The organism is Xanthomonas sp. NCPPB 4037 (genome assembly GCF_041475695.2).
GTDB classification, from domain to species: Bacteria; Pseudomonadota; Gammaproteobacteria; order Xanthomonadales; family Xanthomonadaceae; genus Xanthomonas; species Xanthomonas campestris.
The window spans coordinates 229853-249521 of the sequence record NZ_CM191261.1 but is presented as its reverse complement, the minus strand read 5'-3'; the positions used below and the strand labels follow the sequence as shown (position 1 = coordinate 249521).

Genomic DNA, 19669 nt, shown 5'->3' with positions numbered 1-19669 from the left:
ACCCGCGACCGGTGACGGCAACACTCAGAAGGTACCGCGGATGCCGAGCATCACCGTGCGCCCCGGCTGGTACAGGTCATAGGTGGCGTTGGGCCAGGCGTAGGTGGTGCGCAGCGGTTCGTCGGTGAGGTTGGTCACGTTGAGCGTGATCTGCGGCTTGGATGGCAGCCAATCCAGCGCGTAGCTCGCCGACAGATCCAGCTGGCCGCGTGCGTCGGCGTTGAGGCGTGCATACGGGATGCCGTTCTGGTTGGCGCCGGAGATCACCATGTCGTCGTTCCAGGTGTAGGACAGGCGCACCGAGGCGGCGTTCTTTTCCCAGTACACGGTGCCGTTCCACAGGTTGGGTGCCACGCCCACGGCCACCGCCGGCACGCCTTCGCCTTCGGAGGACTGGGTGACGTGGGTGTAGTTCACGCTGAAGCCCAGGCCGTCGACCAGCTTGTCCAGCGGCTGCACCCAGATCGCTTCGGTGCCGCGGATGTTCAGCACGCCATCGGCGTTGACCTGGGTCTGCACGTCCACGGTGGCCGCATTCGGGCCGCCGCGCTGGTCCAGGCCGGCTTGCTGGATCGGCAGCAGGCTCTCGTACGGCACGCCCAGATCGTTGAACGGGATGCGCCGCACGCCGTTGACGGTGAAGCCGCTGATGCGTTTGTTGAACAGCGTCAGGCCCACATAGCCTTCGCCGCCGGTGTACCACTCGCCACCGAAGTCCACGTTGGTGGACAGGTACGGCGCCAGGTTCGGATTGCCTTGGGTTGCGGTCTGCGCGGAGGGGTCGCTGAAGTTGGTGTTGGGCAGCATCGCGCTGGGGTCGGGGCGGGTGAGCGTGCGCGAGCTGGACAGGCGCATGACCACGTTGTCGGCCACATCCCAGGCCACGTTGAACGAGGGCAGGGTTTCCTTGTAGTCCGAATCCAGCACCTGCACCTGGCGGATGCCGTTGATGGTGACCGGGCCGGTGATGGTCTGGTCGGTGGTCACGTAGCGCACGCCGGCATTCAGGCGCAGCGTGCGGTTCCACACTTCGGTTTCGGCGTTGGTTTCGATGTAGAAACCCAGGTTCTTTTCGCGGATGCCGCCGGCCGAGGCGCCGGTGTTGGCGGAGTTGGTTTCCGGTGCGGAATCGCGCAACGCGTAGTAGTTGGTATCGCCCAGGAAGCGATTAAAGTCGGCGGTGATGAACCCGCCCGGGCCGGGCCGCAAATAGCTGGACAGGGCCGCGTTGGGGATCGCCGAACCCGGCCCGCCATTGCACACGTTGCCGCCGCCGCCACGGCAGATCACCTGTTCCCACGCGGTGCTGTTGTCGAAGCCGCGGATGGTGCGCTCGGCCTGGTCGTAGGAGGTGCCGATCTTGATGTTGCGCTTGTCCTCGCCGAACTGCAGGTCGGCACGTGCGCCGCGTGTCTGGGTGACGCGCTTTTCGTTCTGGATGTTGACGCGGCCACCGGCCCAACCCCAACCCAAGTTGGGGTCGTTGAGGTCCAGCGGGCTGCTGATCGACGGGCGGTCGCCGCCCTCGTTGCGGTAGTCCACGGTGGTGAACGGCGAGGTGACCAGGATGCTGGGCGACTCGCGCGCCAGCCAGCTGCGGGTGGCGTTGGCCTGCACGTTGAGCTTGATGTCCTGGTTCTCGCCGAACAGCAACTCGGCGCCGGGATTGACGCTCCAGAATTTGACCTCTTCGCGGTACGGGCGCGCTTCCAGGAAGTACTGCGCGTTGGCGAAGGTGGCGCTGGTGACCACGTTGTTCTGATCCAGCTGCATGCCGAGCGGAATCATGTTGCCGTTGCGGCCGATCAAATTCATGCTGATCCGCTCGGTGGTGCGCTTGGCTTCCGAATACAGCGTGTCCAGGTAGAAATGCATGCTGTCCGACGGCCGCCATTCCAGCGACATCACCGAGGCATCGCGGTCGCGATCGCCCGTCATGTACACGCTGCGGCCCAGGCGCGGAATCAATGCATCGCTGATCTGGTCGATGCTCAGGCCCGGGTTGCGCGCCAGCAGCCATGCCGCGTCGATGGTTTCGCCCGTGGTGAGGCCGCTGCCGGCGGTGGCCGGCACGCGGTCGGGAATGCGCCAGTTGCCACCGCCATTGACGTTGCAGGCGGTGGGTTGGTTGGTGGCCGGCGTGCCGGCGGGCGGGGTGAGCCCGCACTGGGTGTAGGTGAGGCCGGGATTGGTCCAGCCCACGCTCTCAAAGCCTTCCACGCCCAGTTTGCTGCGCACCGAGGCCACGCCGAACAGCGCGCCGAAGGTGCCTTGCTCGTTGGTCCAGCTGCCCATCACCGCGCCGCGCGGGGTGGTCTTTTCGCTGGTGCTGTTCCAGTCTGCCTGCGCCTGGTAGGTGAAGTGCACGCCGGGGCGATCGAATGGGCGCGCGCTGCGCATGTCCACCACGCCGGAGACGCCGCCCTCGAGCATGCTGGCGGTGGGCGTCTTGCTCACGGTGAGCTGGGTGAAGAACTCGGTGGGGAACAGGTTGAGGTCGACCTCGCGGTTCTGGTTCTGCGCGTTCAGGCCGATCGAGGCAGTGGCGATGCTGGCGCCGTTGAGCGTGGTCTTGGTGAAGCTGGTGCCCAGGCCGCGGATGGCGATGTTGAGGCCTTCCCCATTGACGTCGCGCGAGAGCTGCACGCCGGGGATGCGGTTGAGCGACTCGGCGATATTCATGTCCGGGAACTTGCCGATGTCTTCGGCAAACACGGTGTCGGCAAAGCCGACCGAATCGCGCTTGGCATCGGTGGAAAACTGGATGCTGCGCCGGTAACCGGAGACGGTGACGGTATCGAGCTGGGTGACGGCATCGCCGCTACCGGCGGTAGTGGGCGGCGTCTGTGCGGCCGTGGCCGCAGCGCCTGCATCGGTGGATTGCGCAAAGGCGCAGGTGCTGGCCATGCCCAGCAAGGCGGTACTCAATGCGCAGGACAACGTGGTACGTGCATAACTGTTCTTCACCGTAATCCCTTCCCTATCAGGTGAGCAGATGTCCCACGCATCGCCCCTGCGCAGGGAGTGCCGGCACCGGCGGATGCGGGGCGGCGATGAAGCGGCGGAGCAACAGGCGACTGGTGGCGCCGGATGTTAGCGCTACCAAATCGCAGACATCACGCTGCAGGGCAGCATAGATTGGCAGGCATAGCGGAGGCGGCTGTGTGACAGGCAGGTACGAGGTGTTGCATCAATGCAGTGCGCATTGGCGTGCTGCACTGCGTAATGGATTCTGCCGATGCGCGTGGTAATGGTAGCGCTATCACCCGTGGCGCAATGCCACCCTCGTGCAGGTGCAGTGGTCGATGAATCGAACCGAAGAACACACGGCCACCGCGCCACGTTCACCGCGTTGCCGCCTTGCGCACAGGGGCAACGCGCACAGGGCATTGGCAGATTGCCGTTGCGCGCTGCCGCCGCGGTGCACGTTGTGAGCGAGTTGCCGGTGAACGCCGCAGCGACCGGGCCGCTGGCGCGGCTGGACCGGATGCGCTGGCGTGTGTGTGCGCTGTTGCTGGCGGCCACCACCATCAATTATGTCGACCGCCAGGTGCTGGGCGTGCTGGCGCCGTTCCTGCAGACGCAGATCGGCTGGAACGAAATCCAGTACGGCTATATCGTCACCGCCTTTCAGGCCGCGTATGCCCTCGGCTTGCTATGCAGCGGCGCGGTGATCGACCGCTTCGGCACGCGCGCAGGCTATGCCTTGGCCATCGGCATCTGGAGCCTGGCCGCGATGGGGCATGCGCTGGCCACCACCGTAGTGGGCTTTGCGATTGCGCGGTTTTTCCTGGGGCTGGGCGAATCGGGCAATTTCCCGGCGGCGATCAAGACCGTGGCCGAATGGTTCCCGCGCCGCGAGCGTGCGCTGGCCACCGGCATCTTCAATTCCGGCTCCAACATCGGCGCCATTGTCGCGCCCTTGCTGGTGCCGGTGATCGCCACCGCCTGGGGCTGGCAGGCCGCGTTCTTGTTCACCGGTGTGCTCAGTGCCACCTGGCTGGTGGTGTGGTGGTGCAGCTACCACCCACCCGAGCAGCAGCCGGGGCTGACGGCGGCCGAGCTTGCGCATATCCGCAGCGATGCGCACGAGCCGGTGCAGCGCCGGTTGTCGTGGTTGCAGGTGATGCGGCACCGGCAGGCCTGGGCATTTGTGCTGGGCAAGTTCATCACCGACCCGATCTGGTGGTTCTTTTTGTTCTGGCTGCCCAAATTCCTGCACGCCGAATACGGCCTGAGCCTGCTGCAACTGGGCGCGCCGTTGATCGTGATCTTCGTGCTGGCCGATATCGGCAGCATCGCCGGCGGCTGGGTGGCCGGGCGCTTCATTGCGCGGGGCTGGAGCGTCAACCGCGCACGCAAGACCGCGATGTTGATCTGCGCGTTGTCGGTGGTGCCCATCGTGTTTGCCGCGCGTGCCGACAATCTCTGGGTGGCAGTCGGTTTGATCGGGCTGGCGACGGCCGCGCATCAGGGTTGGTCGGCGAACCTGTTCACGCTGCCCTCGGACATGTTTCCGCGCCATGCGGTGGCCACCGTGGTGGGCATCGGCGGCTTTGCCGGCGCGGTGGGCGGCATGTTGATCGCCACCTTCATCGGGTTCTTGCTGCAAGCCACCGGCAGTTACGTGCCGGTGTTCCTGATGGCGGGCTCGGCCTACCTGCTGGCGCTGGCCATCGTGCACCATCTGGTGCCGCGGCTGGAGCCGGCGCAGCTGCCCGCCGATGCACCCGCACCTCCCGCCACGCACCCCTGAGGGCCCACCATGTCCACGCATGCATGCGCACTGTTGTTGATGCTCACCGCTGGCCTGGCGCCAGCCGCGCAGGCCGCGCCGCTGGCGGCGAGTGCGTCCAAGTTCCTGGGCAGTGCCTACGGCCCGCAACAGGCGCCGGGGTTTCCCCAATACTGGAACAAGCTCACGCCGGAAAATGCTGGCAAGTGGGGCAGTGTGGAGGCGGTGCGCGACCAGATGGACTGGAGCGGCCTGGATACCGCCTACAACTTCGCCAAGGCCAACGGCATGCCGTTCCAGATGCATGTGCTGGTGTGGGGCAACCAGCAGCCGGAATGGATCAAGCACCTGCCGCCTGCCGAGCAGCGCCGCGAGATCGAGCAATGGTTTGCCGCGGTGGCGCAGCGCTACCCGGATATCGACCTGCTGGAAGTGGTCAACGAGCCGCTGAACGACCCGCCCAGCAAGGACGATAACGGCGGCGGCAATTATCTGCAGGCGCTTGGCGGCAACGGTGCCAGCGGCTGGGAGTGGGTGCTGCAATCGTTCCGGCTGGCGCGCCAGCAGTTTCCGCGTGCACGGTTGATGATCAACGACTACAGCATCACCAATAGCCCGCAGGCCACGCAGCGTTATCTGCAGATCGTGCAGCTGTTGCAGCGCGAGCAGCTGGTGGATGCGATCGGCGTGCAGGAGCACGCGTTCGAAACCACACCGAACGTGGCGATGTCGGTGCACCGTGCCAATCTCGACACGCTGGCCAGCACCGGCCTGCCGATCTACATCACCGAATTCGATCTGGATGGCCCAAGCGATGCGCAGCAGCTGGCCAGCTACCAGCGTGTGTTTCCGGTGTTCTGGGAGCACCCGGCGGTGGCCGGCATCACGCTGTGGGGCTATCGCCCCGGCTTGTGGCGCGACAAGGAAGCGGCTTATCTCATCCGCGCCGATGGCAGCGAGCGGCCGGCGCTGGCCTGGTTGCGCGACTACGTGGCCCAGCATCCTGGCGTGCGCGCACCGTGATGCGCTGCCGTGGCTGTACCGTTCTCCCCTGTTGTCTGGTGACCTGAGTCCATGCCCACACCCTTGATCCTGCACGACGACCGCCTGCTGCCGGCAGACCCCGCCACGCGTGCCATCGCGCGCCGCCTGTATGCGCAGACCGCGGCGTTGCCGATCATCAGCCCGCACGGCCATACCGACCCGGCCTGGTTTGCCACAGATGCCCCGTTCGCCAACGCGACCGAGCTGCTGCTGGTGCCCGATCACTACGTGTTCCGCATGCTGTACAGCCAGGGCATCGACCTGGATCAACTCGGCATTCCGCATGCCGATGGATCACGTGCGCCGGTGGACCCGCGTGAGGCCTGGCGCGTGTTCGCCAGCCAGTTCGCGCTGTTGCGTGGCACGCCCTCGGCGTTGTGGCTCAACCACGTCTTCCATCAGGTGTTCGATCTGCGCATCCGCCTGGATGCCGGCAGCGCCGACCACTACTACGACCACATCACCGCCGCGCTGCAGACGCCGGCGTTCCGGCCGCGCGCGCTGTTCGAGCGCTTCAACATCGAGGTGATCGCCACCACCGAGTCACCGCTGGACACGCTGGAGCACCACGCCACCATTCGCGACAGCGGTTGGAGCGGGCGCGTGCTCACCGCCTACCGCCCGGATGCGGTGGTGGACCCGGAGCATGAGCAATTCGCCAGCGCGCTGCAGCAGTTCGGCGCGCTGACCGGCGAGGATGTCCTGCAGTGGCCGGGCTATCTGCGTGCACATCGGCAGCGCCGCGCGTTCTTCGCTGCGGCGGGCGCCACTTCCACCGATCACGGCCATCCCAGTGCGGCCACCGCGGACCTGTCGCCCGCCGAGGCACAACGCCTGTTCGACACGGTGGTGCGTGGTCAGGCCACGCCGGCGCAGGCAGAGTTGTTTCGCGCGCAGGTGCTTACCGAGATGGCGGCGATGAGCGTGGACGACGGCCTGGTGATGCAGCTGCATCCGGGTTGTTTCCGCAATCACAACCGCGCGCTGTTTGAGCGGTACGGGCGCGACAAGGGCGCCGACATCCCGATGCGCACCGACTACGTGCATGCGCTCAAGCCGCTGCTGGACCGGTTCGGCAACGACGCGCGCTTTCGCCTGATCGTGTTCACGCTGGACGAAACCAGCTACAGCCGCGAACTGGCGCCGCTGGCCGGGCATTACCCGGCGCTGCTGCTGGGCCCGGCGTGGTGGTTCCACGATGCGCCGGAAGGCATGTGGCGGTTCCGCGAGCAGACGCTGGCCAGTGCCGGCTTCTACAACACGGTGGGCTTCAACGACGACACCCGCGCATTTCTGTCGATTCCCGCACGCCACGATGTGGCGCGGCGCGTGGACAGCGCATTCCTTGCGAAGCTGGTGGCCGAGCATCGGCTGGACGAAGACGAGGCCATGGAGGTCGCGATCGATCTGGCGTACCGCCTGCCCAAGCAGGCCTATAAGTTGTGAGCGCGGGCAGCTGCGCTGCGTGCGCCCCTGCGAGGACTGGCGCACTGCAGGCGGCATGCACCTGAGGGGAGTGAGGGAGTGAGGGGATGACACCAGCTGTTATGCAGCAGCAGGCAACCACGACCGCACAGCGCGTGAGCGAGCGCGGTGTAAGCGTGGCGATGACCTGCGCCATCCATCACCTACGGGGTGTGCTGCATCGCCTCCGCAGGCGTGCACGCGATGGGCGTCCAGACCCTACGCAGCGACCGCTGCAGCGCAGCCTGCGCGCGGGCTGCATGGCGCTGGTCTGCCTCTGCAGTACAGCAGGCGTGGTCACAGCGGCGGAGCCAACCAACGCGCCGCGCGAACGGCTCTCGCTCAACGCCGACTGGCGCTTCCAGCGCGGCGATCCACCGGGCACTACCGTGCGGCTGGAGTACGACGTACGCCCGGAGGTGGTTCGCAGCGAAGACGGCAAGGTGGCCGATGCGCGGCCCGAGCAGGCGCAACACATCGACGCCGACGCGCGCGACGTGCTCAAACCGTGGATCCTGCCGACTGCCAACAACCTGATCGCCGACCCCACGCAGCGGCATGTGCGCCCGCCCGGGCACCCGGGCAGTGCGGTGGCCTACGTGCAGCCCACGTTCGACGACAGCGCATGGCAGCACGTGGACCTGCCACACGATTGGGCAATCGCAGGGCCGTTCCTGGCCGATGGCCCGCATGGCGGCATGGGGCGATTGCCGAGCTGGGGCGTTGGCTGGTATCGCAAGGCGCTGCAGATTCCGGCCAGCGACCGCGGCCGCTCGCTGTTTCTCGATCTCGATGGCGCGATGTCCTACGCCACTGTCTGGCTCAACGGCAAGCTGGTGGGCGGCTGGCCGTACGGCTACACCAGCTGGCGCGTGGATCTCACGCCGTATGTGGTGCCGGGCGGGCACAACCAGCTGGCGATCCGGCTGGACAACCCGCCTGATTCGGCGCGTTGGTATCCCGGCGGTGGCCTGTATCGCAATGTCTGGTTGACCAAGACCGGCCCGCTCCGCGTTGCCCAGTGGGGCACGCAGCTGAGCACGCCGCAGGTGTCGGCCGAGCGCGCGCAGGTGCAGCTGGCGGTGCAGTTGGACAATGCCGGTGCCGCCCCCGTGCACGCGCAAGTGAGCACCGCGCTGTACGCGCTGGATGACGCCAGCGGGCTGCGCCGTGGCCCGGCGGTGGCGCAGATCGCCGCGGTGCAGGTACAGGTGGCGGCGGGTGGCAGTGCACGCGTGCAGGGCAGTACGCAGATCGAGGCGCCACGGCGTTGGGGCCCGCCACCGACACAGCAACCGCATCGCTATGTCGCGGTGACCGAGGTTAGCCAGGGTGGCCGCGTGGTCGATCGTGTCGAAACGCCGTTCGGGGTGCGCAGCGTGGTCTTCGACCCGGACAAGGGCTTGGTCATCAACGGCGAACACGTGCCCATCCGCGGGGTCAACAACCATCACGATCTGGGCGCGCTGGGTGCCGCGTTCAACGTGCGCGCCGCCGAGCGGCAGCTGCAGTTACTGCAACAGATGGGCGCCAATGCCATCCGCATGAGCCACAACCCGCCCGCGCCGGAATTGCTGGAGCTCACCGACCGCATGGGTCTGCTGGTGGTGGATGAGGTGTTCGACAGCTGGGAGATGAAAAAGACCCCGCTGGATTTCCACCTGATCTTTCCGCAATGGCACGAGCCGGATCTGCGCGCCATGCTGCGCCGCGACCGCAACCATCCCTCCATCATTTTGTGGAGCGTGGGCAACGAAGTGGGCGAGCAATACACCGGCGAAGCGGGCGCCGCGATCGCGCGCAGGCTGCACGCCATCGTGCACGCCGAAGACCCTACGCGCCCGGCGACGGCGGCAATGAACTACGCCTCGCCCGAGATGCCGCTGCCGGCGGCGCTGGATGTGATCAGCCTCAACTACCAGGGCGAAGGCATCCGCGATACGCCCGAGTTCGAAGGTACCGAGCGCATCCGCAAGCCGCCGCAATACCCGGCCTTCCATGCCAAATTCCCGCGCAAGGCCATCCTCAGCAGCGAGACGGCCTCGGCGCTGAGCAGCCGCGGCGTGTACCTGTTTCCGGTGAGTGCGCAGAGCAGCGCGCCGGTGCGTGATGGCCGCGGCGGCGATTCGGTGGCCCACCAGGTCAGCGCGTATGAACTACACGCGGTGGATTTCGGCTCAAGTGCCGACAAGGTCTTTGCCGCGTTGGATCGGCATCCGTTCGTGGCCGGCGAGTTTGTGTGGACCGGCTTCGACTATCTCGGCGAGCCCACGCCGTACTACAGCGCACGCAGTTCCTATTCCGGCATCCTGGATCTGGCTGGCTTCCCCAAGGACCGCTACTGGCTGTATCAGGCGCGCTGGCGGCCGGAGCTGCCGATGGCGCACCTGCTGCCGCACTGGAGCTGGCCGGGGCGCGAGGGCCAAGTGACGCCGGTGCACGTGTTCACCTCCGGCGACGAGGCCGAGCTGTTCGTCAACGGCGTCTCGCAAGGCCGCAAGCGCAAGGCACCATTGCAGTACCGGCTGCGCTGGGATGCGGTGGTCTACCAACCGGGCGAGCTGCGCGTGCAGGCTTACAAACATGGCAGGCCGTGGGCCAGCGACCGTGTGCTGACGGCCGGCCGCGCCACGCGCATGCAGCTCAGCGCCGACCGCAGCCGGATCCGCGGCGATGGCAAGGACCTGAGTTTCATCACCGTGCGCCTGCTCGATGCCGACGGGCGCCCTGCACCGACTGCAGGCGACCGCTTGCGATTCCGCGTGGAAGGCGCGGGCGAACTGGTTGCCACCGACAACGGTGACCCGACCAACCTGGAGGCCTTCGTCCTGCCCGAGCGCAACGCGTTCAACGGTCTGTGCCTGGTGATCGTGCGCGCCAAACCGGGCGCCCAGGGGCCGATCACCGTGCACGTGCAATCCGACACGCTGCAGTCCGCCAGCGTGCAGGTGCTGGCGGAATGAGCGGGGTGTTGCCCGTGGTCGCTCGCTCAGTTACAGAGGCGTCCATCGCCCGACGCGCGCGCAACCGCACCCGCTGTGACAGCATCACTTCCAGGAACCACTGCATGCGCCTGTTTCGCCCACTCTTCTTTCGATGCGCGCTGTTGCTGGGCGTGCTCGGCACGGCCGTTTCGCCCATCGCCTCGGCGGCCTGCACATCGGGCACCACGGCGCTCAAGGACGCGTATGCACGCGGCTTTCTGATCGGCACTGCGGTCAATGCCGACATCGTGTCCGGCAAGGATGCGGCCTCCGCGGCGCTGGTTGGCTGCCACTTCAACGCGGTGACCGCCGAGAACGTGATGAAGGCCGAGGTGGTGGCGCCGCAGCCGGGCGTGTTCGATTTCACCGTGGCCGATGCCTTTGTCGCCGACGGGCAGCGGCGTGGCATGTTCATCGTTGGCCATACGCTGGTCTGGCACAACCAGACGCCGGAGTGGTTCTTTGTCGATATAAACGGCAAACCGAATACGTCGCAGGCCCAACTTGAACGCATGCGCGCGCACATCGCACGCGTGGCCGGTCGCTACGTGGGCAAGGTGCAGGCCTGGGACGTAGTCAACGAGATCATCGACGAAGACGGCAGCTACCGCTCCACCAACTGGGTGCAGCGCGTCGGCGATGGCGACACCGTGGTGCGCAATGCGTTCGCCTTCGCGCAGCGCTATGCGCCCGACGCACAGCTCTACTACAACGACTTCAACGCCTGGCGGCCGGCCAAGCGCGACGGCATCGTGCGCATGGTCAGGATGCTGCAGCAGGCCGGCATCCGCATCGACGGCGTGGGCATGCAAGGGCATTGGGGCCTGAACTACCCCAGCGTGCAGGACATCGAAGCCGCCATCGACGCCTACGCTGCGCTCGGGGTCAAGGTCATGATCACCGAGCTGGACATCGACGTGCTGCCGGTCACCAAGGAAGGCCAGGTGATCGGCACCGGCTTTGCGCACAAGCAGTTCCAGTTGCCGGAATTCAAGCACTTTCTCGACCCGTACCCGAATGGCCTGCCACCACAGGTGCAGACGCAGCTACGCGACCGCTATGCGGAACTGTTCGCGCTGTTCTGGCGCAAGCGCGACAAGCTGGCGCGCGTCAGCGTCTGGGGCGTCAGCGATGGCATGTCCTGGAAGAACGACTACCCCGTGCCCGGCCGCACCAATTACCCGTTGCTGTTCGACCGCAACCACCAGCCCAAGCCGGCCCTGGATGCGGTGCTGGCGGTGCCGGCAGCGGCGCCGCCAGCACCGCGACAGCAGCCCTAGCGTTTCGGCCCACTGCCGGGGGCGCGCACGCGCCAGCGTGGCTCAGCGTGTCAACACCTGCGGTGATGGTGTCTGCGCCTGCGCGTGGTCCGGCTGTTCCGCCTGCACCGTGCGCTGGGTGTGCGCGTGTTGCGCGGCCTGCTCCTGCAACTGCTGGTAGGTGTCCTGCGCCGGCCGCGCAATCGCCTCCTGCGTCGTCATGTGCGCACGGTTGGCGTGGGGATCGGGCGACGCCGTGGGGCCGTCACGGTAGACGAACGCCAGCTCGCCACTTTGATGCGTCGCGGTCGCACGGTTGAAGCCCACCGACAGCTGGTCGCGGTCAGTGAAGCCATTCTGCTTGGCCAGCAAGGTCAGGCTGGCGGTCATGCGCTCGCTGTTGTCGTCCCAGTCCTTGCCCAGCGCCTGCTCGGCCTCGGCCACACCACGACGAAGCTTGCCGTGCAAGGCACGGTTCGCCTCGCTCGGCTCGGCGGCCCGCTTGGCGTCCGGCGGCGTTGCGCTGGTGTCGCGAAAGCCGCTGCCGAACAGTGACGCCGCTGCGTCCTTTTCCAGGATGCCAATTGCTTTCAGGTCCACATGCACGTCCGGCTGCGCGCGCGTGGGGTCAGCCCGCTGCGCGGCTGCTTCGGCCTCGGCCGCCGCAACCAGGTCGCGTGCGCCGTATTGTTGCGGGTAGCCGCGCGCGTCATAGAACAACTTGCCCATCGCCTCGACATTGCTCGGCACAGCCGGATCGATCTTCAGATCGTTACCAAAGCGCAGCCCCTCCTTGGCTGTGTAGACGGCGTGGGGAGCCACGCCCTGTTTGTCGATGTAGCTGGTCATCTCCCTGCTGGCTTCATACAGATCCCCCAGCGTTGCATTGGGGGTGCTGCGCTTGATGTGGCCGGCCAGCGTATTGATGCCGGCGATCTCGTCCTTGGCTTCACGTGTGCGATCTTCCGCGACATGCGCTTTGATCAGGGCGGTGTAGTCGTGCGGCGAGGGCGATCGGGCAACCTCGGCGATCTTGTTCTCGAATGTCCGGTCGGACGTCTGGATGGCGGCCCGGTTGATCGCATGTCCGATCTCATGGCCAAGAACCATCCGCGCGGTATTGGCCGAGTCATCGCGCGGCACATCCATCCTCGCGCTGCGCAGCACGTCCATGGGCAATGCGATTTGGCCGGTCCGCGGACTGAAGTAACCGTTTCCCTCCTTTTCGGACGGCGCAAAGCCGGACAGCTGCTTCTGATCAATTGCCTGCTGTACTTGCGCCTTGAGTTCCGGCGTGTTGTCCAGCATCTGCCGCAGCGCCCGGCCTTCTGTGGCGTGCGCTGCTTCGAACGTGTCCAGCATCTGTTTCAGGTCATCGTCATTTGCCATTCCCATCTCCTTATGCGGTGGCCAGGATCTGCACGGTAGACACGCATGCCCGTGCATCGTCCTGCGCAGCGTCCCTACCGACAAAGGCATACACGACGATGTCACCGCGCTCAAAGTGCCAACGCCCGAGGCTGCCCAGACGCGGCGGCGCGATCCACTGCGCGACGAAACCTGCGTCGACCAGCGCCCGCCGGTAAGGCCCGATGGGTTGTGCACAATCCACAGCCGCCGCGCGCCCGGGCGCCTGCGAAAACGTGATGTCCAACCGCGAGGGTGGCAGGCCGTCTGCATCGGCAACTGAGCTCAAGGCATAGCTACTGCCATCGGCCAGCTGACCGGATGCGCCGAAACTCTGCGTGTTGTCTTGCGCCGCAATATGCAGGCCCGTGTATGCGGCAACCTGCGTGGGCGTGAGATCGCGTTTGCCGCCGATCGCAAGGATCAGCCGTACGACTGCGTGTGCCAGTTGCTCTGACGTCATCTCCGACATGGCCCGCTCCTGTGTATGGGGATTCGATGGGATAGAGGGTTGCGTACCCGCGCAGGCCGCCAGCAATGCGGTCGCCAGTAACAGCGCGCCGCACTGCACGCGACGGCCTGCGCGGGTGACGCGCAGCGTTGGTGGGTCAATCCCGTCGGCGAAATGAATGTCCATGCTGCAGCTCTCCTTTGGCTCGCCACCGCGCAACGCGCGTACGGCATCACCACTGCGCGTAGTGTAGCTGTCGTGTGCGCTTGGCGCAGGCCAACCGACTGCAGCGCGCTGAGCAGCGTTGCTCGGCAAGCGTTGAGGTGAAGCGTGCTGGCGCGCCGGATGGCATCATTGCGCAGCCCTCCAACAGGAATTGCCGATGCGCTTCCCGACCCGCGTACTGCTGGCTGTCTCGGTGATCACCTTGCTCACGTGCTGCGTGAAGCGCGAGCCACCTGCGCCGCGCTTCACCGCCGTGGGCCGCATCACCACGTTCGATCCGGCGTTTCGCGAGGTGGTGGCGCCGCAGGCGCGCATCGAAAAGCTCACCGAGGGCTTCACCTGGTCCGAAGGCCCCACCTGGGTGCGGCAGGGCGGCTATCTGCTGTTCACCGATGTGCCGGAAAACAAGCTGTATCGCTGGTCCGAAGATGCGGGGTTATCGGTGTTCCTGTCGCCTTCCGGTTACGCCGGCACGGATGTCGCCGCGCTGCGCGAAGCCGGTGCCAATGGCCTGTTTGCCGAACCGGGCGGCACCGTGTTGCTGGCCGATTCCGGTACCCGCATCGTGGCGCGGCTGGACCCTGCCACGCGCACGAAAACTCCGCTGGCCACCAGTTTCGATGGCAAGCGCTTCAACAGCCCCAACGATGTGGTGCGGCGCAAGGATGGCGTGGTGTTCTTCACCGACCCACCGTATGGCTTGAAGGGCATGAACGAGTCGCCAGTCAAGGAACTGCGCTTCAACGGCGTGTATCGCCTGGACACCGATGGCAGCGTGCACCTGCTCGACGACAGCCTGAGTTTTCCCAACGGCATCGCGCTGTCACCGGATCAGCGCACGCTCTACGTGGCCAACTCCGATCCGGCGCGCCCGATCTGGATGGCGTATGCGCTGGATGCGCAGGGCGCGGTGACCGGCAAGCGTGTGTTCGCCGATGCCACCGACCTGGTCAACAAAGACACGCCCGGCTTGCCGGACGGCATGGCGGTGTCGGCAGAGGGCCGCCTGTTCGCTACCGGCCCCGGCGGCGTCATCGTGTTCGATCCGGACGGCCGCAGACTCGGCCGCATCGAAACCGGTGCCGCCGTTTCCAACTGCGCGTTCGGTAATGATGGCCACACGCTGTACATGACCTCGCACGCACTGCTGGCGCGGGTGCAGGTGACCTCGCTTGGGTTGGAGTTTGCACGCTGACAAGCGCGCCATGCGCCGAGGCCCGCGATAGCCGCTCCACCGTAGGAGCGGCCTTGGCCGCGACAGGGCAGTGCCGATGCACGGCATGCGCAGGCGCTTGATGCAGGCGCGCCCGCAGCGCACTGGCTAGTCCAGTGACTGCGTCCCCTGCGCCTTCGCCAACACCAGCACATCCTCCAGCTCCGGCCCACCGCCCCGATTGGCGCTACCTGCAGCGAGATAGACATCGCCCTTCACTGCGGCGGCCTGCGTGCCGTGGCGCCCCTGCGGCAACGTTGGCAGTGTCGTCCAGCGCGCCGTACGCGGGTCGTAGGCCTCCACCTCCTCATGTGCCTTCACTTGACGCGTGCTCTCGCCGCCCATGACGAGCAGCCGGCCATCGCGCGCGATCGCGGCGGTGCCCGCACGTGGCGTCGGCAGCATGGCCGGTGCAACAGTCCAGCTGCGCTGTGCAATGTCATACACATCGACCTCACTGATTGTCTGCGCCAGGGTATTGCCGCTTTCATGCGCGGAACGACGCCCGCCGGCGGCATACAGCTTGCCGTCGAGCACTACGGCATGGAAGTGATCGCGCGCATGCGGTGCGTCGGGCAGCTGCGTCCATTGTTGTGTCCGGGTGTCGAAAGCATCCAGCCAGGGCACGTAGCCGCTCATGTGGCCACGCGTATTGCCGCCGACCAGATACAACACACCGGCATGCTCCACCGTGCCGGCGGCACCGCGACGGCGCTGCGTGGGAATCTCCGGCCCGACCTGCCAATGGTCGGTCTTCGGGTCGTAGATCAGCATGTTGGTGAGCGAGGCTTCTTCGGGATAGTTGCCCGTAAAGCCACCCACCACGTAGAGCTTGCCGGACGACACCACGGCCTGGGCATGATTGACCATCAGCGGCGGTGTGGCGCCCTGCGACCACCGCTGCGTGGTGGTATCGAAGATCTCCAGCGGCCGGTCGTCGCGCCCACCCAGCAGGTACAGACGATCATCGATCGCGACCATGCTGTTCTCATGGCGCGCGTGCGGCGTGTTGTGCGTGGCGACCGTGCGCCACTGCGCGGGCTGCACCGCCTGTGCGGCTTCAGCCGATGCGCGGTTGCCATCGGGTGTGGCGTCTACGTGTGCAGGACTACATGTGACCCCGGCAGCGAACACGGCTGCGCGGAACGAAGTCGCCAAGGAGCTCATGGACGTCTCTGCCTGATCGCGGTGACTGGCCAGTGTATCGGCACGCGCGTACGTCGTGCCCCTGCAAAAGCAGGCTGATCCGCACGGTGCAGCGACGCCATGCAAAATTATTGCAACGTCACGCTACGCTGCTTGCATCAAGTCGATGGAGCCCGGTGGACGCATCTATCAACTGCTGCACGGCGCGCCCAACGCAGCACGCTAGAGCGCGGATCGCACAGCCACAATGCACTGGCAGCGGTGGATGCTCTCAGGCGCACGCTCTTCACGTCCAACAGCACCCCGCAATGCGAACACTACGGCAACGCACTGACAGGAGAGCCGCGTGGCACGCACCTCGACAACAAAGACCCTCAACACCACGCCACCCAAGACCGTCGCCAACGCAGCAGCCCGCGGATTGCGGTTGCGTGAGCAACACGGGCGCGGCGGCACGGCGATTGGTGTGGCACGTGCAAGGGACCTGTCCGCCCAGAAGCAGCTCTCGGCCCAGACCATTCGGCGGATGCACGCGTACTTCGCCCGCCACAGCGTGGACAAGACCGGCAAGGGATGGGCGGATCGCACCAAGCCATCCGCCGGCTATATCGCCTGGCTGCTGTGGGGCGGCGATGCCGGGCAGCGGTGGGCCGAGCGACTGCATGCCCGCCTGCAGGAGGGTGACAACAAGCAGACCGGAGCGGCTACCAAGAAAGCCGCCAGCACGAAGTCGTCCGCCAAAAAAAGCGCGGCGAAAACAGGTGCAACCGCCGCCACGTCGAACAGCGGAGCACGTACAGCCGCGAAGAAGCGCGCGACACCCCGCAAGGGCACGGCAAAGAATGCCACTAGCAGACGCGCGACACAGCAGAGCAGCGTGCGGAAGAGCGCCACCAAGAAAGTGGCTGCCAACAAGGCAACAAGCAACAAGACGGCTGCCAAGAAAACCGCCAGCAAGAAGAGTGCGCCCTGGAAAAAAGCCAACCCGGCCAAGACCTCCAGGCCACTGTCGGCTGCGCAGAAAACCCAAGCCAAGGCGCGCGCCAAGGCTGCAGGCCGTCCGTACCCCAACCTGGTCGACAACATGGCGGTTGCGAAGCAGTCGAAAGCCAGGAAAGCCCCGGAGTAGGAGCGGCCAATACAACGTAGTGAGCGAGTGGGTGCGGACGACACGGAGGAACTTGAGTGCACGGCGCTGCCTAGGATTCCGTGCACCGGCGCGGGCGGCTGCGTCGGCGTTTTGATGGCTGCTCCAACTCGCCAATACGCAGCATCCATCCAGCACGTCTGCACCGCAGCAGGCCACCAGGCAGCGCGGATGCTCCGCGCTAACCGCCGCGGCTTGCCAAGCCGGTGCCCTCGCTCGCTACAACGCGGCGCGTTGCAGCGAGCGCCGCGCAAACTCAACGGACATCAGCTGCCCGGCTGAGCCTTACGCGCATGACGGCAGCGATCGGAACAGTACTTCACCTCGTCCCAGACACGCTCCCACTTCTTGCGCCAACGGAATGGTCGTCCGCAGTGCAAGCAGGGTTTTTCTGGAAGATGTTGCTTTTTGTGCATGCTGTGCCAACGGGAGTTGGGTGGACCACATCCAGGCGTTCGCTGCCGAGAATGCCACGTCCGGTCACGCGTGGCACCGCTATCTCCGAGCGGCTTGTGGGCTGTGGGTCCGGGTGATAACGTGCCACCGCAATCATCCAGGGGAAGGATCATGTTCAGCGATAGGGAATGTCGTTCGGTGATACAGCTGCCTAAGCGCGTTCTTGTGCAGGGTCGGCCAGCTGAGCGCAGTGCGAGCGTCAGTACGCCTACCAAGTCAGTAGACGAAACGTCATGCCTGGCGTTGGCCGCATGATCATCAACCCGGCACAGCTAGACGCACTGTTTCCATATGTATTTGGATTTTGGGCCGCGTACGCGACCGCAGCAAGCGCATTTTTTTACTTCAACAAGAACGCGGCGCTCAAACGCAAGGTGCTGGTCATCCTCACGGTGGCGACAGATCTCGCGCTGGTCGGGCTCATGTTTGCCACGGGCGCTCCCGCCATGTTTCTAGCGTTTCTTGTCGCGATCATGGTGTTTGGCGCCTGGCAGACGATTCGCTTCGTACGTTTTTGCGACAAGTGCGGCGCCAATAACTTCCCGCAAACGCAGTTCCAGGCCAGGACCGATTGCAAAGCCTGTGGCTCGCCACTTCAGGCTGCCGCGCACTGACGCTTGGCTTCGTGGCTAGCAGCCCTGATGGGATGCCGAGCACTTGCCATGACGCAACCAAAGATGCCAGTTCCCAACATGATTTCATGGTGTAAGGAGGTTTGCATGAGCAGCATGCGCTCAGTTGAGTACCTGGAACTTAAGACGCTGCGGTGCTGGGCCGTGTTTGTCTTCTCGGTAGTGACGCTTGCCGGGTGTGCCAGCGATGATTTCATGGTCCGTGGACATCATCGCCAGCAGTTGCCCTTGGAGGGCGTGGAGGAGGTTGTCGTGCGGTGTTACTGCCCGGACCGCGAGATCGCGCGGCCTGCGCGCCGTCATGATCTCGCCATTGAGAGTTCCGGTAATTATGGAAGCAGTGGGTATCACGGACCTCAAGAAAAGCCGAAATCCCTGCCAAAGGAATTCTGGGACTTTGTGAGTAGACGTGAAGGAAAACGGCTGATTCTTGAAAGCAGGGAGTTCACGTATATGCACCATTCCCAGCTGTTGAAGAAGGTCAAGATCTCAGTGCCCGCCAACGTCGCTGTACAGTTCGATGTGCTGTCCTATGGCGATCTTTTCGATCGGCAGGTGCATTGAGAGCAGCTATCAAAACTACTGCGCAGCCGCCAGGCGGGCGCAGCCGGTGCTCGGAATCGGCATGTACCCACTTACACTCCGGTTCCGCCGCGCCGCCCGCACCCACCTGACGGCTGCTCGCGACGTTTTGTTAGCCGCTCTAAACCGGCACGGTTGCGACAAGCTCGATCGTGGGTCTTTGCCACAAGCGAGAACTTCTTGGCATAAAGCGGAGGCACGGCATGCAGGACGAACGGGAGCGGGCGTGCCAGGAAATAGTGCTGTGCGAAGCGCGCCAGGATGAAGGTGTTATTTTCATCAAGGTTGTCGCACTACCTGGCGTGGATGCAGTCGAATTTGACACGGCGAGTGCACACAGGTTCGTGGCCCAGCTGCAGGCAGCAATCGCGCATGTCGAAGCAGGATGGGTTGGTAGCCCTGAAACGGCTGACGGAAGCACACCGTCGTAGCAGGCACGAATCACCAACACACACATGAATCACTAGGGCCTCTCATGTCTGACCAAGCTATCCCAATCCTCCCCAGCCGCTCGATCGCGCAGACGCTGACGTTCTACCGCGCGCTTGGCTTTACCGGCGATGCGCACCCGCATGATGCGGGCTACGCGATCCTGCAGCGCGGCGATGTGGAGCTGCATTTCTTTGCGCATCCGGATCTGGACCCGGCGGCCTGTTATGCGGGCTGCTATCTGCGCGTGACTGATGTGGATGGTGTCTATGCCGCGATGCGCACAGCAGCGCTTCCGGCACAAGGCATTCCACGGATCGATCCGCTCGGCGACAAGTCTTGGGGCATGCGCGAATTTGCGATTGTGGATGAGAGCGGCAATTTGCTGCGGATCGGGCAGGTGATCGCAGCCGGGTGATGTACGCCGTGATCACACGCCAGGCTGCTTACGGCGCCGCAGGGCTACACCACAGTGAAGAAGTGCGGCGCTAGGTT

General features: G+C 65.3%; 16 protein-coding genes and 1 other RNA gene. 12 read left to right on the top strand and 5 right to left on the bottom strand.

The features are described from left to right. Positions 1 to 24: 24 nt before the first annotated feature. Positions 25 to 2967: a TonB-dependent receptor gene (locus ACCQ01_RS01065; RefSeq protein WP_228433191.1), complete on the bottom strand. Its 2943-nt coding sequence runs from the start codon at positions 2965 to 2967 to the stop codon at positions 25 to 27. 283 nt (positions 2968 to 3250) lie between these two features. Between ACCQ01_RS01065 and ACCQ01_RS01060 the strand changes: the two genes are divergently transcribed. From ACCQ01_RS01060 to ACCQ01_RS01040, 5 genes are all read left to right on the top strand, one after another. Then, positions 3251 to 4756 (top strand): MFS transporter, encoded by a 1506-nt coding sequence (locus tag ACCQ01_RS01060; RefSeq protein ID WP_372358849.1) that lies wholly within the window; start codon positions 3251 to 3253, stop codon positions 4754 to 4756. 9 nt (positions 4757 to 4765) lie between these two features. Further along, the gene (locus ACCQ01_RS01055) at positions 4766 to 5758 is read left to right on the top strand and encodes an endo-1,4-beta-xylanase (protein ID WP_372358848.1); all 993 of its coding nucleotides are present in this window, start codon (positions 4766 to 4768) and stop codon (positions 5756 to 5758) included. A 51-nt stretch (positions 5759 to 5809) separates the two neighbouring features. After that, a complete protein-coding gene (uxaC, locus tag ACCQ01_RS01050; RefSeq protein WP_228433192.1) occupies positions 5810 to 7225 on the top strand; it encodes a glucuronate isomerase in 1416 nt (471 codons plus the stop codon). An 86-nt stretch (positions 7226 to 7311) separates the two neighbouring features. After that, positions 7312 to 10206, top strand: a complete 2895-nt coding sequence (gene galB / locus ACCQ01_RS01045) for a beta-galactosidase GalB (protein WP_323370334.1) — start codon at positions 7312 to 7314, stop codon at positions 10204 to 10206. A 104-nt stretch (positions 10207 to 10310) separates the two neighbouring features. After that, positions 10311 to 11507, top strand: coding sequence for an endo-1,4-beta-xylanase (locus ACCQ01_RS01040; RefSeq protein ID WP_228433194.1), 1197 nt, complete (start codon positions 10311 to 10313; stop codon positions 11505 to 11507). Positions 11508 to 11549: 42 nt separating this feature from the next. Here the strand turns inward: ACCQ01_RS01040 and ACCQ01_RS01035 are convergent, their stop codons facing one another. Both ACCQ01_RS01035 and ACCQ01_RS01030 read right to left on the bottom strand, forming a co-directional pair. Next, positions 11550 to 12794, bottom strand: coding sequence for an XVIPCD domain-containing protein (locus tag ACCQ01_RS01035; protein WP_228433195.1), 1245 nt, complete (start codon positions 12792 to 12794; stop codon positions 11550 to 11552). Positions 12795 to 12885: 91 nt separating this feature from the next. Continuing rightward, positions 12886 to 13530 carry a hypothetical protein gene (locus tag ACCQ01_RS01030; RefSeq protein ID WP_372358847.1) on the bottom strand — a complete coding sequence of 215 codons (645 nt, stop codon included), beginning with the start codon at positions 13528 to 13530 and terminating at the stop codon, positions 12886 to 12888. Between the two features lie 196 nt (positions 13531 to 13726). Between ACCQ01_RS01030 and ACCQ01_RS01025 the strand changes: the two genes are divergently transcribed. After that, on the top strand, positions 13727 to 14764 hold the full coding sequence (locus ACCQ01_RS01025; RefSeq protein WP_228433197.1) for an SMP-30/gluconolactonase/LRE family protein: 1038 nt from the start codon (positions 13727 to 13729) through the stop codon (positions 14762 to 14764). Between the two features lie 126 nt (positions 14765 to 14890). Here the strand turns inward: ACCQ01_RS01025 and ACCQ01_RS01020 are convergent, their stop codons facing one another. After that, complete coding sequence (locus ACCQ01_RS01020) at positions 14891 to 15949, bottom strand: Kelch repeat-containing protein (RefSeq protein ID WP_228433198.1); 1059 nt, start codon at positions 15947 to 15949, stop codon at positions 14891 to 14893. A gap of 325 nt (positions 15950 to 16274) precedes the next feature. On the opposite strand from ACCQ01_RS01020, the gene ACCQ01_RS01015 reads away from it, so the two are divergent. Further along, on the top strand, positions 16275 to 17057 hold the full coding sequence (locus ACCQ01_RS01015) for a DNA-binding protein (RefSeq protein ID WP_228433199.1): 783 nt from the start codon (positions 16275 to 16277) through the stop codon (positions 17055 to 17057). Positions 17058 to 17341: 284 nt separating this feature from the next. Here the strand turns inward: ACCQ01_RS01015 and ACCQ01_RS01010 are convergent, their stop codons facing one another. After that, a complete protein-coding gene (locus ACCQ01_RS01010) occupies positions 17342 to 17491 on the bottom strand; it encodes a DUF2256 domain-containing protein (RefSeq protein WP_116923068.1) in 150 nt (49 codons plus the stop codon). A gap of 291 nt (positions 17492 to 17782) precedes the next feature. Here ACCQ01_RS01010 and ACCQ01_RS01005 point away from each other — a divergent pair, with 291 nt between their 5' ends. The 5 genes from ACCQ01_RS01005 (at position 17783) to ACCQ01_RS00985 (ending at position 19592) form a co-directional block, all read left to right on the top strand. Next, entirely contained in the window at positions 17783 to 18145 is a 363-nt protein-coding gene (locus ACCQ01_RS01005) for a hypothetical protein (protein WP_228433200.1), read from the top strand. Positions 18146 to 18250: 105 nt separating this feature from the next. Then, positions 18251 to 18727: a hypothetical protein gene (locus tag ACCQ01_RS01000; protein ID WP_228433201.1), complete on the top strand. Its 477-nt coding sequence runs from the start codon at positions 18251 to 18253 to the stop codon at positions 18725 to 18727. 61 nt (positions 18728 to 18788) lie between these two features. Then, positions 18789 to 18863, top strand: a non-coding RNA gene (locus ACCQ01_RS00995) — sX9 sRNA. Positions 18864 to 18948: 85 nt separating this feature from the next. Beyond that, complete coding sequence (locus tag ACCQ01_RS00990; protein WP_228433202.1) at positions 18949 to 19176, top strand: hypothetical protein; 228 nt, start codon at positions 18949 to 18951, stop codon at positions 19174 to 19176. A 44-nt stretch (positions 19177 to 19220) separates the two neighbouring features. Beyond that, positions 19221 to 19592, top strand: coding sequence for a bleomycin resistance protein (locus ACCQ01_RS00985; RefSeq protein WP_228433204.1), 372 nt, complete (start codon positions 19221 to 19223; stop codon positions 19590 to 19592). Positions 19593 to 19669: the final 77 nt, after the last annotated feature.